This is a genomic window from Rhodococcus huquni, assembly GCF_055231055.1.
Map to the genome: position 1 here is coordinate 207,604 of NZ_JBUYWE010000003.1, position 13,305 is coordinate 220,908.

The 13,305-nt window shown below is 65.1% G+C and carries 10 protein-coding genes; all 10 read right to left on the bottom strand.

Features of this window, described 5'->3' with window-relative positions; translation table 11 throughout:
* Window positions 1–32: 32 nt before the first annotated feature.
* A complete protein-coding gene (locus tag ACZI8R_RS07400; protein ID WP_463378940.1) occupies window positions 33–593 on the bottom strand; it encodes a DUF779 domain-containing protein in 561 nt (186 codons plus the stop codon).
* Window positions 593–2,116: an aldehyde dehydrogenase gene (adh, locus tag ACZI8R_RS07405; protein ID WP_463378941.1), complete on the bottom strand. Its 1,524-nt coding sequence runs from the start codon at window positions 2,114–2,116 to the stop codon at window positions 593–595. Before adh ends, ACZI8R_RS07400 begins: the two co-directional genes overlap by 1 nt.
* A gap of 155 nt (window positions 2,117–2,271) precedes the next feature.
* Window positions 2,272–3,600: a sigma-54-dependent transcriptional regulator family protein gene (locus ACZI8R_RS07410; protein WP_463378942.1), complete on the bottom strand. Its 1,329-nt coding sequence runs from the start codon at window positions 3,598–3,600 to the stop codon at window positions 2,272–2,274.
* Window positions 3,601–3,734: 134 nt separating this feature from the next.
* The gene (gene mftG / locus ACZI8R_RS07415) at window positions 3,735–5,201 is read right to left on the bottom strand and encodes a mycofactocin dehydrogenase MftG (protein WP_463378943.1); all 1,467 of its coding nucleotides are present in this window, start codon (window positions 5,199–5,201) and stop codon (window positions 3,735–3,737) included.
* Window positions 5,202–6,599, bottom strand: coding sequence for a mycofactocin biosynthesis glycosyltransferase MftF (gene mftF, locus ACZI8R_RS07420; RefSeq protein ID WP_463378944.1), 1,398 nt, complete (start codon window positions 6,597–6,599; stop codon window positions 5,202–5,204). It abuts the gene before it with no gap.
* A gap of 106 nt (window positions 6,600–6,705) precedes the next feature.
* Window positions 6,706–7,407 (bottom strand): mycofactocin biosynthesis peptidyl-dipeptidase MftE, encoded by a 702-nt coding sequence (mftE, locus tag ACZI8R_RS07425; protein ID WP_463378945.1) that lies wholly within the window; start codon window positions 7,405–7,407, stop codon window positions 6,706–6,708.
* Window positions 7,400–9,400: a mycofactocin system FadH/OYE family oxidoreductase 2 gene (locus ACZI8R_RS07430; protein WP_463378946.1), complete on the bottom strand. Its 2,001-nt coding sequence runs from the start codon at window positions 9,398–9,400 to the stop codon at window positions 7,400–7,402. The genes mftE and ACZI8R_RS07430 overlap by 8 nt, the downstream gene beginning before the upstream one ends.
* Window positions 9,397–10,209: a mycofactocin-coupled SDR family oxidoreductase gene (locus tag ACZI8R_RS07435; RefSeq protein ID WP_463378947.1), complete on the bottom strand. Its 813-nt coding sequence runs from the start codon at window positions 10,207–10,209 to the stop codon at window positions 9,397–9,399. Before ACZI8R_RS07435 ends, ACZI8R_RS07430 begins: the two co-directional genes overlap by 4 nt.
* Window positions 10,209–12,137: a mycofactocin system FadH/OYE family oxidoreductase 1 gene (locus ACZI8R_RS07440; protein ID WP_463378948.1), complete on the bottom strand. Its 1,929-nt coding sequence runs from the start codon at window positions 12,135–12,137 to the stop codon at window positions 10,209–10,211. The genes ACZI8R_RS07435 and ACZI8R_RS07440 overlap by 1 nt, the downstream gene beginning before the upstream one ends.
* The gene (mftD, locus tag ACZI8R_RS07445) at window positions 12,124–13,305 is read right to left on the bottom strand and encodes a pre-mycofactocin synthase MftD (protein ID WP_463378949.1); all 1,182 of its coding nucleotides are present in this window, start codon (window positions 13,303–13,305) and stop codon (window positions 12,124–12,126) included. The genes ACZI8R_RS07440 and mftD overlap by 14 nt, the downstream gene beginning before the upstream one ends.

Here is a 13,305-nt window from a genome sequence, read left to right on the forward strand (position 1 = left end):
TTGCGGGGGTGGGGCACCAGATTGCGGCGCAGTTACAAATCTTTCGGCGACGCGCTGGACGAGGCGCCCGGGACAGGGCACGCCTCGACTGCTTCCATCACAATCGGTGGGGTTGCGGGCGGGACCGGCCGTTCGCCGTTCTCCCAGTCCTGCCCCGTCAAAGGGCGCTCCGCCGCAAGGGCGGCGTTCTCGTCGGCTGTGAATGCGCGTGCACGACTGAGGAAGCGCATCCCCTCGGGGCTTTCGAGGCTGAACCCGGAACCTCTGCCCGGAACGACGTCGAGGACCAGGCACGTGTGTTTCCAGGCATCGAATTGCGATCCCGATATCCACACGGTCACCGCGTCGTCGCCCTCCGGAAGGTCGGTCGGAACTTCTCCCGCCGCCAGTCGGAGGTCGAGTACTCCGAGGAGGACATCTCGATCGCCGACGATGAACTCGCCGTCCGGGTAACACATCGGCGCCGAGCCGTCGCAGCATCCGCCGGACTGGTGCATCATCAGGGCGCCGTGGAGACCGCGAAGGCGGCGGAGAAGCTCCGCCGCCCCCGCGGTTGCCAGGAGGCGCAGTGGCACGTCTGCGCCTGGATTCATCAGAAGAACCCCTGAGCCTTCGGTGCGTAGCTCACGAGAAGGTTCTTGGTCTGCTGGTAGTGGTCGAGCATCATCAGGTGGTTCTCGCGTCCGATGCCCGACTGCTTGTAGCCGCCGAACGCCGAATGCGCGGGGTACTGGTGATACGTATTGGTCCACACGCGGCCGGCTTGAATGTCGCGGCCGGCGCGGTAGGCGGTGCTCCCGTCACGCGACCAGACACCTGCGCCGAGGCCGTACAGCGTGTCGTTGGCGATCTCGATTGCCTGCTCGTAATCCTTGAAGGACGTCACGGAGACGACCGGGCCGAAGATCTCCTCCTGGAAGATTCGCATGTTGTTCTTGCCGGTGAAGATCGTCGGCTGGACGTAGTAGCCGCCGGAGAGGTCGCCACCGAGATCGGCGCGCTCACCACCGGTGACGATCTTGGCGCCCTCGCCCTTTCCGATCTCGATGTACGAGAGGATCTTCTCGAGCTGATCGTTGCTGGCCTGGGCGCCGATCATGGTCTCCGTGTCGAGCGGGTCACCCTGACGAACGGCCTTGGTGCGAACTGCGGCCATCGCGAGGAACTCGTCGAAGATGTCCTCCTGGATCAGCGAACGCGAGGGGCACGTGCACACTTCACCCTGGTTGAGGGCGAACATCGTGAAGCCTTCGAGCGCCTTGTCCTGGAAGTCGTCGTTCGCCGAAAGTACATCGGAGAAGAACACGTTGGGGCTCTTGCCACCGAGTTCCAGAGTCACCGGAATCAGATTCTGCGAGGCGTACTGCATGATCAGGCGACCGGTCGTGGTCTCGCCGGTGAACGCGATCTTCTTGATGCGCGGACTGGATGCGAGTGGCTTGCCCGCCTCGACACCGAAACCGTTCACGATGTTGAGCACTCCCGGCGGGAGCAGATCGCCGATGACCGAGATCAGATACAGAATCGAGGCCGGCGTCTGCTCGGCCGGCTTGAGAACGATGGCGTTGCCCGCGGCCAGAGCCGGCGCGAGCTTCCATACCGCCATCAGGATCGGGAAGTTCCACGGAATGATCTGACCGACGACTCCCAGCGGCTCGTGGAAGTGGTATGCAACCGTGTCCGAGTTGATCTCGGACAGCGAGCCCTCCTGTGCACGAATGGCACCCGCGAAGTAGCGGAAGTGGTCGACAGCGAGGGGAATATCGGCGTTCAGCGTCTCGCGAATCGGTTTGCCGTTGTCCCAGGACTCCGCCAACGCAATCGACTCGAGGTTCTCCTCGATGCGGTCGGCGATCTTGTTGAGGATGACGGCGCGCTCGGCGACGGACGTCTTGCCCCATCCCGGCGCCGCTGCGTGCGCGGCATCCAGCGCAAGCTCGATGTCCTCCGACGTCGATCGGGCGACATCGCAGAAGTTCTCGCCGGTGACCGGTGTCGGATTCTCGAAGTACTGACCCTTCACCGGCGCCACCCATTCGCCGCCGATCCAGTTGTCGTAGCGCGACTGGAACGACATCTTGGCGTCCGCTGTACCGGGACGTGCAAACACAGCCATCGATTAGCTCCCTCGTATCTGATTCTCCCCGGAAGGGGTGTGATCCAGAACACTAGGGGGTGCAACGTTGCAACTACGTTGCGTCGCCTCCGCCTGACCAATGTCACACACGTTCAGCTCACGCGAACCGGTGTGACATTGGTCGGGGGTAGGGGTCAGCGCAGCTCGTGATCGAACAGGTCGACGCGCGCTTGTACCTGCGAGTACAGCGGGGAAGCGGGGTCGAGGCCGGCGAGGTACGCCTGCCACGCCACCGGATCTGAACGGCCGTGGACCGACGTCGTCCATTTCGCCAGCAGTCGCTGATCACCTTGGCGGAGCAGCCCCGCCTGGACTCGGGCGCGTAGTTCCTCGCGCACCTCTTCCACACCTGGGGCGAACGACTCGGGCAACACCGGACCGCCGAAGATTCGCATCGCTGCACCCACATCCCCACGATCGAGGGCAGAGCGCACGTCGCGCACATCGGTGTTCAGAACGGTGACGATCCGATAGGGGCGCGACGCAATGTTTCCTGCGCCGAACACCTTTCGCAGACGCGACACCTCGGCGCGAATGGTGACCGAGTCCAGCTCCCCTTCGTCGAGCAGCACGGCGAGGTGCTCGGATGTGAGCCCCTCGGGGTATTCGGACAGCAGCAGCAGTATCTCCGCGTGACGGCGCGACACCGTCCGACGAAGGCCGTCCACGATCAATACTGGCCGCGAGCCGCTCAGCACCTCCAACCGGGCGGAATCCGTTCGCTGCGTCGCCGGGGACGACAGCAATTGCAGGCGCAGTTCGGACTCGGCGGCGGCGACCGTTGCTCGAACGAGTGACAGCACCTCCGGCACAGCAACCCGAGGACCACCCGTGATGTCGATTGCCCCGACGATCAGCCCCGTCGTGGGGTCGTGCACGGGCGCCGCAGTGCAACTCCACTCGTGAACCGAACGACTGAAATGCTCGGCGCCGAAGATCTGCACGCAGTGGTCGACCTCGAGCGCGGTACCCGGCGCATTGGTGCCCACGGTGCCTTCACTCCAGTCGGCACCCTCGACGAAGTTCATCTCGAGTGCCCTGTCCTTTGCCGAATGGTCACCGTCGACTCTGAGGAGGCGGCCCTGTTCGTCGGACATCGCGATCAGCAAACCGGACTCGGCAGCATCCTCTACGAGAAGTTTTCGGACGACCGGCTCGACAAGCGACATGGGATGGGTGGCCCGATACTCCGCCAACCCGAGGTCGCCGAGGTCGCCGAACCCGGCCGGCCCGTCCGGGCTCACCCCCTTGCGCCGACTACGCAACCACGAGTCGAACACGACGGAACGTACCGGCTGAGGGCCCTCGGCCGGCGGTACCGCGTCGCCGCCCGAAGATCGGTCGACGAACGACTGGTGCGCCGAAGACAGTCGGCGACGAAGAACATCGACATCCTCACCCGGACGAACGGCGACCCAGGGATTGCCACTGCCCAGCGCACCCGGCTCGTGCCCACTCTTCATCGAACACACCTCCACGATTACCCACCTACTGTAACCGGGATCACATATCGCAACGGCAGGTGCCAACCCCACCCCTGACCAATGTCACACCGGTTCGCTCCAGTAGAACGTGTGTGACATTGGTCAGGGTGGGACTAGTTGGCTCGAACGAAGTCGGCGACGCGCTCGGCGAGCATCACCGTCGTCGCGTGCGGCCCCCGGCTGGGCACGCACGGCATCGCCGACGAGTCTGCGATGTACAGGCCGTTCACACCTCTCACCCGGCAACGCTCGTCCACGACTGCGCCAGCATCGGTGTCGGCCCCCATGCGGCAGGTGCTCGACAAGTGCTGCGAGGTAGCGAGGTGCGCGAGCATCCACGAGTCGGTCTCCTCGATCTCCGGCCGCGCGGCAACTCGCCGCATGCTCGCCGATTCGAGAATGCGTTTCGTGTCGGCGAGTCCGCGTCGAAGATTCCGCTTGTCCGTCTCCGACTCGAGATAGCGATATTCGATCCGGGGAGCGACACCCGGATCCGCCGACACCATACGTATGTTTCCCCGACTCTCGGTTCGCATGAGTCCGACCCCGACGTACCGCTCGTCGGACAGGGATCCTGGAACCAGCCGACTGAAACTCGCTGCGTAGGGCCTTATTTCGACGTCTTCGACATTCAGGGCTACCTCGAGAGCAGGGTGGCGACCACCATGAGATCGATCCTCGTACATACGTATGGGAACCAACAACTCGGGGTGGTCGGTAAAGGAACGTCCCACACCGGGAAGGTCGACAACACCCGTAATACCCTGACCTCCAATCTCTTTCAAGTTCCCGATGCCCGACCGCATCAGAAGCAGCGGCGTTTCGATTGCGCCCGCCGCGAGCACGACGCGCTCGGCACGAACGACCGAGAGCTCGCCGTCTCGAATCATCTCGACACCCGAAGCTCTTCCGCTGGTAAATATCACGCGAGAAACGGTGGAATCGGAAAGCACTTGCAGATTCGAACGGTGCAGTGCCGGAAAGAGATACGAAAGAGCAGTACTCATTCTAGTTGTTCCCGAGACGTTCAACGGCACAGGACCGACACCTGATGACTCGTGGCCGTTCTTGTCCCGCTCCACCGAGTAGCCCGCCTCCACTGCAGCGGCGAAGAACGCGGAACTGATATCGGAGAATTCCGCGGCCGTTCGGCGCGCAACGGGGACGGGGCCGACGTCTCCGTGTTCGGGGCCGAAGAAATCCAGGTCGTGCTCCGAGCGCACGAAGTACGGGAGAACGTCGGCATACGACCACGATGTCGGCCACGACGCAAAGTCTTCTTCGCGCGCCCTGACGAAATAGCCGCCGTTCACCGCTCCGGAACCGCCCAGAACGCGTCCGCGAGGCACCACCGCCGGGCACCCCTTCGCCAGTTCCACCGGGTAGTGGCTCGCCCAGCGACTGCCCGGACCGACCTCGAGAATCGTCGCGTCCAGCACCGGACAGCCACCCAAGGACGCATAACCAGGCCCGGACTCGACCAGGACGACCGATCTACCCGCGTCCTCGGACAACCGGGCGGCGACCACACAACCGGCGGATCCCCCGCCGACCACCACGACGTCGGCCACTCGGTCCACTTATGACTTCAATCGGGGCTTCAGCGCTTCCAGGTCACGGGCCTCGATGGCGCCTTGCCACAGCCCGGCTCCGTAGGCCACGTCGTCCACCCGCTTGAACACGGTGTGCCGAACCGGGCCGAGACCGCCCGGCTCGCGGTGAGTGACCCAGTCGGCCACGCCCTCCGCGACTGCAAGGGTCAATGCCACACGCCTGATGTGACTCGACAGGAGAACGGCGAGGAGCGTGATCGGCCAATAGTGCCGACACATCGCGGATGCGAGTTGCCACATCCCGGCGACGAATCCTTGTGCCGTGAGCACGGCCGCGATGCGAGTCGGCTGATCGAGTCCGGTGAACAGACGACGCAGTCGAAGCAGCATCGTGACGAGTGTTGCCAGGGCGCCGAGCAGACCGAAGCGAGTACCGGACGCGGCCGCGAGGCAAGCGAACAGTGTCCACGGTGACATCGACACGGGAGGGACCATCCCCGCATGCCTGTCGGCGAGCGGCGCGGCGCCGGTTCCGTAGAACTTCTTTCGGCCGAACCAGTCACCGAACGTCACACGATGATCGTGCGCCACCTGCGCCACCGGTTCGTAGCGCAGTCGCCAGCCGCTCTCCTGCAGACGCCAGCACAGGTCGACGTCTTCCGCCACGTGCATCGTCTCGTCGAATCCGCCGAACTCCTGCAGCACCTCACGCTGCGCAATGATGGCAGCGCTGGGGACGTACGACACCGGCCCGCCCGACTGCACAGCGGATTCCTTCCGGCCGAGATCGAGCGAGGAACGAGCGTGCTCGTAACGCGCCAACGTCGAGGCATCCGGCTCGAGTGCCACGATGCGCGGCGCAACCAGAGCGACGGACGGGTCACTGAAGTGCCCGAGCATGACCTCGATCCATCCGGTTCGCGGCACGACGTCCGAGTCCAGAAAAGCAACGAAAGGCTTTGTAGCGCGGCGTAGACCGGTGTTTCGTGCTGCCGCCGGGCCCCGTGAACGGTCGTGGCGGACCACGGTGACCTGGCAGCGACCGCCCGACAACGCGGACGCGGCGACCGGAACCTCGGAGCCGTCGTCCACGACGATGACATCGAGTCCGCGTAGCACCGACAGCAGTCGGGTGAGTCCCGCGGTGTTGTCGCGAACGGGAATGACGACCGTGACGTCACTGGGTGACGGTGTGCTCATGGGGCGCGGGTTCGCGACTCCCGAATCGAGGAGCCTGCGCGCGACGACCGCCGACTGCGGATCGACGACCTCGAGGTATCCGTCGCCGATCATGGCGGCAGCTGTGGGGGCGAGCTTCAACATGCGCGTCGGTGAACCACCGATGAGAACGCGTCCCCCCGAATAGGTACGCACCTTGGGATCGATACGTATCCCGAATCCATCGGGAAGTCGAGCTTGGCGCATCAGTCGATCGTAAGCGGATCGGCGAGCGATAACAGCCCTTGCTCGAAAATTGACGCACATTCGACGAGATTTCCTGGCCGAATCGGTCGCAGTACGCCTGTACGGGTCATCGGAGCCTCCCATCGGGGCCTGGTTCCCACCGGGCAACAGCTTCTGCGGCACTCGTGAGCAACCCCTCAAGGAGATCGATCCCCTCGTCTGCCGAGGCCCCCGCCGGATCGCCGAGGACCCCATTGGCCGACACTGCGGCGGTACCGCCCTCCCTCAGTCGGGGCATCAGCTCCGCAATCGGAGTGACGTTTCCTGCTTCCGCTCGATCGAAGAGGACTTTGCCAGGTGAAAGGTGTAGCAGCAGCGAAGTTTCCGTCCGACCTGCGTGCGCATCGGCCCCACGGAACACGCAGGGCAACCATGCAGCATCCCTCCCTTCGTACCGAAGCAAGGACACTGCCTTGACCAGGGCAGGCCCGTTGCCGCCATGTCCGTTGACGAAGAGAACGCGAGTGGCCCAGCGGCACGCGGACCTCCCGTATTCGACGAGAACCTGCTCCAGCACCTCGTGGCCCAGGGAGATCGTCCCGGCAAATCCCTCGTGTTCACCACTGGCCCCGTACGCCAAAGCCGGCGCCACCGTGACCTCGCTACCCAACCGCGCCCCCAGCTTCTCGGACACCGCCGCCGCAATCCGAGTATCGGTATCGAGTGGCAGATGAGGTCCGTGTTGCTCGAGCGAGCCGACGGGAACGACGACCGTCGGATGGCCGATGTCCGGCCAGCGGAGGCCGGCCAACTCGCGATCGTCAGTCATTCGTCGATGCTATCGACCGCCCGAAACCAACAGCGGCACTCACCCCGGTCAACACAGCTCGGCCCTCGCGGACCGCCGCGTCCACCCGCCGGGGTGCCACTACGTCCCCTACGCGCACCAATTGTAATCCACTGCTCGAGAGTGCATTCCACAATCTATCCTCGGGTTCGGGGTGTACCGAAGCGACGACGTGGTCGTATCGCTGTACTCGCCTGGTCCCGGTCGGATGGTGCTCGAAGGTGACCTCGACGCCCGTCGCTACCGATCGACAGCCTGCGATCACGGTGTCGGTGACGCGCTCGATCTGCTTCCGATGCGCGCGGACGCGCCAACCCTCGATGTCGAGAGTGATACCCAAGTCCTGGCCCACCACCATCGCGCTCGTGCAGATCGTCACGTCGCACCCGCGGTCGGCAAGAAACTCGGCGACACCCGTGCCCTGATGGAACCCCAAGTCGTCGACCACGAGGACACGACCTTCCGGCTCCGAACTCCCTTCGAGAACCTCACGCGAGTCCGAGACCTCGACAACGCCCGCGGACCACACAGACCGCGCAGGCCGCGCGCCCGTGGCGATCACGACCAGATCCGGCTGCTGCGTCCTGATCATCTCCACCGATACCGCTGCACCCGTACGAATTTCGACACCCAACCGTCCGCACTCAGCAATGCGGTCGGTGACCATCGACAGCAGCCCCCCACGGGTGGGCGCGTTTGCGGCGGCGCGCAGCTGACCGCCGAGCACCTCACGACGCTCGTACAGGGTCACCCGATGTCCGAGCTCGGCAGCGGTCACCGCGGCTTCCAACCCGGCCGGACCACCACCGACGATCATCACGTCCGAAGCGATCACCCGTGTGCGCGCCATCGGCAGATCAGAGGCCAACCCCACGCTCGGGTCGACCGCACACCCCAATGGAAGCCCGAAACCCACTCGACCGGAACACTCTTGGTTGCACGCAACGCACGTCGATATTCGGTCGGGTGTACCCGCTCGAGCCTTACGCACGAATTCGGCGTCGGCGATCTGTCCACGGACGATGCCGACGAGGTCGCAGTGCCCGTCCGCCAACGCACGCTCCGCGACGCCCGGTTCGTCGAACCGGCCCACTCCGATCACGGGAAGGGCAACGTTGTCGCGGACGGCGTTCACCATCGGCAACGCGTAACCGGGCGCGGTTGCCATCGATGGCTCCACCAGGTTCAGCGTCTCGGTGGCCACGCCGAGCGAGGTGCTGATGTAATCGATGGTCCCTGAGGCCTCCAGCAGTTCCGAGACCGCGACCGCATCGGCGAGTTCGATACCGCCGGACACGAAGTCTCCGATCGAAATACGGACCCCCAGAACCATCTCCGAACCGATCGAGGCCCTGACCGCCGAGCACACTTCGAGCAGAAAACGGGCCCGGTTCGGGAGCGCTCCCCCGTATCTGTCGGAGCGCCGATTGGTGGCCTGAGAGAGAAAGCCTCGGACGATCGACGCCTGCGACGCCTGGATCTCGACCCCGTCGAAGCCGCCCTCGCTACAGTGTTTCGCAGTGCGGGCGTACCCCTCGATCAGCTCCCTGATCTCGGCGTCATCGACCGCCTTGGGCACCTCCCTGAACATCGGATCGGGGATGGCGCTCGCGCCCCAAACCGGGGTGCGGCTGTACATGCCGGAACTCTGGCCACCGTTGTGGTTCAACTGAGCGAAGATCTTCCCACCCTCCGCGTGCACGGCGCCCGTCACCTCGCGATATGCGGGAACGACGGTCGGGTCGTATCCGCGGATCATCCTCTCGTACGGCCGATCCGACGGATGCACCGAATGTTCCTCGGTGATGATCAGGCCGGCGCCGCCTGCCGCCCGCGCACGGTAGTAGTCGACATGGCGGGCGGAGGGGCAACCGTTCTCGGCGTAGTTGGTGAGATGCGCGCAGAACACAACACGGTTGCGCAGTGTCAAAGGGCCGAGGCGCAATCCAGAGAGCAGATGCGGGTACTCGGTCACACCTTGGTGTTGCCCATGTCGATCGCCAACTGGCTGCCGGTTACCGTCCTCGACCCGTCACCCGCCAACCACATCACCGCGTCCGTGATGTCGTCCACCTCGGCGAGCGGGTTGTCGGTCAGAATCGTGCCGAAGCTGGACAAGTAGTGCGGATGCTTCTCGAGCAGCTGCAGACTTCCCGCGTCGGTACCCATCGCAGTCTTGACGCCGTACGGGTGGATGGAGTTGACCCGGATCTTGTACTCGCCCAGTTCCTTGGCGGCTGCCTGGGTGAGCCCGACGAGCCCGAACTTGGAGGCCGCGTAGTTCGACTGACCCGGCAGCGGCTTGATACCGGCAACGGAGCTCACTACGACGATGGATCCGCCGTTTCCGGCCTCGATCATCGATGGAACTGCCGCCTTCAGCGTCTTCCACGTTCCGGTGAGATTGACATCGATCAAGGTTTCCCACTGGTCGTCCGGCATCTCCCAGAATCGGTTCCAGTTACAGATGCCGGCATTCGCGACGACGATGTCGAGCCGCCCGAACTGCGAGACCCCCTCGGCCACGACGGCCTGTATCGCAGCACTGTCGCGTACGTCGGCCTTCTTGGCGAGAATCTTACCGCCCGCGGCCTCGACCAGACGTACGGTCTCGTCCAAGTCCTCGGCGGTCGCCGCATCGTAGGTGTTGTATTCCGACACCGGCCCGCACACGTCGAGTGCGATGATCGCGGCACCTTCCCCCGCGAATCTGATCGCATGGTTGCGTCCCTGGCCACGCGCCGCTCCGGTGACGAACGCGACTTTACCGTCCAGCTGTCCCATCAGTTCTCCTGACTCGTAAGGGTTTCGGTGTTCGAAATCGTTGCCGCTCGTGCCGCGTCGCGACCCTCGCGGATCGCTTCCAGCACGGTGCGGGGTGCCACGCAGTCGCCGACTCGGGTACCGGCGTTCATACCCGTCGACGTATCCGGCAGACGCAGCGAACAGTCGACGAGAACCGCACACGGTATGGAGCGAGGTTCGCCTGTGAAGCGGTCGACCACGTGCAGGGTCGGCTCGTGCAGCGCCGTGATCCGCGCATCCAGATGCCGAACGATGCCGGCTCGCTGGGCACGGCCGTTGGCTGCGACCAGGTCTCCGGTGCGGTCGAGATCTCGCCCCACGACGGAGTCGGGTGTAACGATCGACACGTCGCGACCGGTGTCGTTCAACCATCCGGCCAGTGCCGTTCCGGTCGGTCCACCGACGGGGTCGAACACAACGATCGGACCCGCCCCCAGATCGACGCCGTCCAGCGCTTCGGCCGCGTCGACATACCTGCCGTCGACAGGAAACTCTGGTGGCCGGGGCCTGCTGCCCGTCGCAACGACGACGTGCCCACCCCGCGCGAGTTCCTCGACGTTGTCGTCGGTCACCTCGGTGCCGGTCCAAATCGTCACGCCGAGTCGACGAACCTCCGCTTCGAGATGCTCGACGATCGGAAGAAGAGTCGGCGTGGCGACCCCGGCCGTCCGGACCATGCCGCCGACTGCGGCCGTCCGTTCTGCAACGGTCACCTCGAAGCCGCGCAGTGCGAATACGCGTGCCGCCTCGAGTCCGGCCGGTCCACCGCCGACCACCAAGACCCCTCCACTGCCCGGCCGACAATCGACCGCTTCGAGCTCGTGTCCGACATCCGGATCGACCGCGCACGAGACGACGGGATTGCGGGGATGTCGGACGAGACAGGCTTGATTGCACCGAACACACGGGCGGGGTTTGCGCCCTGCACGTATGTGGTTCACCAGGCTCGCGTCGGCGATCTGGGCTCGCGTCATCTCGACCACGTCGGCGACCCGTCGATCGAGTGCTCGTTGTGCTGCTTCGGGTTCCGTTACGCTTCCTTGCAGCGCCACGGCAACTGTGTCGGGCACGGCAGTCCGGATCCGAGCGCACAGCTCGGTGTTGAATCCCGCGGGTTCGTGGAAGTCCGGACGGTAGGCGTGTGTGGACATCGGCCCCCCTCGCACCAACACCAGGAGGTCCAGCCACGGTGCCAGCTCGGCTGCCTGCGCTGCCGCCGTCTCCGGAGTCACGCCTGCCCACGGAGCGAGTTCGTCGCAGCTCAGACGCAGCGACACCACGTGGTCGGGTCCGAGGACATCACGCACCGCCGAGAGAACCTCGCGGGACAGGAGGAGGCGGTCGACCCCGTACCTATCCGTCCTCACATTGGTGAGACCGGAATGGAACTGGCGAAGCAGCGACCGCGGACCGGCATCGATCTCCACCCCATCGAGCCCCGCGTCGATCGCCGAGCGCGCGCTCGCCTCGAAACTTCGTACGATCGTGTCGATCTCCCGTGACGCCATCACCATCGGCATCTCACGAGTCTCGACGTCGGCCACCCTCGAAGGGCCCCACAACGCCGAGCGCGAATGCGACGTCGAGCCCTGCATGCCGTGGTGGGTCAGTCCGGCGAGAACGAGCGTTCCGTGGGGTCGACATGCGTCCGCGATGCGTCGCCATCCCGTCTCGCAGCACGCGGCGAGTGGCGCTCGCTCGTACGGGTGATCGGACTCGTGCACCGACGCGTTCTCGGTGACCACGATGCCGGCCCCGCCTCGCGCCCTGCGTTCGTAGTACGCCACGTGCCGCTCGGACAGCGCGCGCCCATCCCCCAGGTTGGTCTCGTGTGGACCGAAGAGCACCCTGGACTGTGCATTGCGTCCGGCCAGGGTGAACTCGTCGGTCAGCTCAGGACTCGACACCGAGCCTTCGCTCGAACCCCGGCGGAACCACCACGTCCGACGCCACGAGATCGTGGATGGACGAGCGGCCCAGCCCGAGCAGCGCGGAATCGACACCACCACGCAGGATGTCGAGCACGTTCTCGACTCCGGCCTGGCCGTTCGCGGAGAGACCCCAGAGGTATGCGCGACCGATCAGCACGGCCTTCGCACCGAGAGCGACCGCCTTCACCACATCGCTGCCGCGACGGATACCGCCGTCGAGCGTCACGTCGATCTGGTCCCCCACTGCCTCCGCGATCGCGGGGAGCGCCCGGATGGGCGCCGGCGTGCCGTCGAGGTTGTTGCCGCCGTGGTTCGAGACGGAGATCGCGGTGACACCGGCATCGACAGCACGCTTCGCGTCGTCGACCCGCATGACGCCCTTGAGCATGAAGGGGCCGCCCCACTGCTCACGCAACCACTGCACGTCCTCCCACGTGGGCAAGGGTGTTCCCATCCACTCGCCGTAAGCGCCGAAAAAGGTGGGAGCCTCACCTCCGGGCGGGGTGAGGTTCGGGGTGGTGAGGTCCGGAATCCCGCCGGTCCTCGCGAACTCCATGAGCCACTTGGGGCGGGTGATGCCTTCGGGCGCGAACTTCAGCATCGCCTTGAGGTCCATCTTCTCCGGGATCGCTGGGCTGCCCCAGTCACGGCCGTTGGAGAAGGACCAGTCGAGCGTCATGATGAGGCCCGTCGCACCGGCTGCACGAGCACGTTCCATGCGCTGCACCAGAACCTCACGGCTACCGACCCAGTACATCTGGAAGAAGGTCTGTGGATTCGCCTGCGTTACTTCCTCGATGGACTTGCTCGCGAACGAGCTCAAGCCCATCGCGATTCCACGGGCAGCCGCAGCCCTGGCCACGGCGACCTCTCCGTCGGGATGCACGGCCTGCACACCGGTCGGCGAGATCATCACGGGAAACGACAGCGGCTGTCCCATGACTGTCGTCGACAGATCGCGCTTGTCGGACAGGCCCGCTACGTGCGGGGCGAATCCGAGTTCCGAGAACGCCTTGACGTTGTCGTCGGTGGTGAGGCCGGCCTCGGACCCCGCCACCAACGCCGAGTACACAGACTTGGGAAGACGCTTCTTGGCGCGGCGCTGCGCCTCGGCGACGGTTTCGAACCAGGCATTGTTGCCCAT

Excerpts from the sequence above, each read along its gene's own strand:
- ACZI8R_RS07400 (WP_463378940.1), bottom strand. The coding sequence starts at position 593 with ATGAATCCAGGCGCAGACGTGCCACTGCGCCTCCTGGCAACCGCGGGG.
- adh (WP_463378941.1), bottom strand. The coding sequence starts at position 2,116 with ATGGCTGTGTTTGCACGTCCCGGTACAGCGGACGCCAAGATGTCGTTC.
- ACZI8R_RS07410 (WP_463378942.1), bottom strand. The coding sequence starts at position 3,600 with ATGAAGAGTGGGCACGAGCCGGGTGCGCTGGGCAGTGGCAATCCCTGG.
- mftF (WP_463378944.1), bottom strand. The coding sequence starts at position 6,599 with ATGCGCCAAGCTCGACTTCCCGATGGATTCGGGATACGTATCGATCCC.
- mftE (WP_463378945.1), bottom strand. The coding sequence starts at position 7,407 with ATGACTGACGATCGCGAGTTGGCCGGCCTCCGCTGGCCGGACATCGGC.
- ACZI8R_RS07435 (WP_463378947.1), bottom strand. The coding sequence starts at position 10,209 with ATGGGACAGCTGGACGGTAAAGTCGCGTTCGTCACCGGAGCGGCGCGT.
- mftD (WP_463378949.1), bottom strand. The coding sequence starts at position 13,305 with ATGGGCAACAATGCCTGGTTCGAAACCGTCGCCGAGGCGCAGCGCCGC.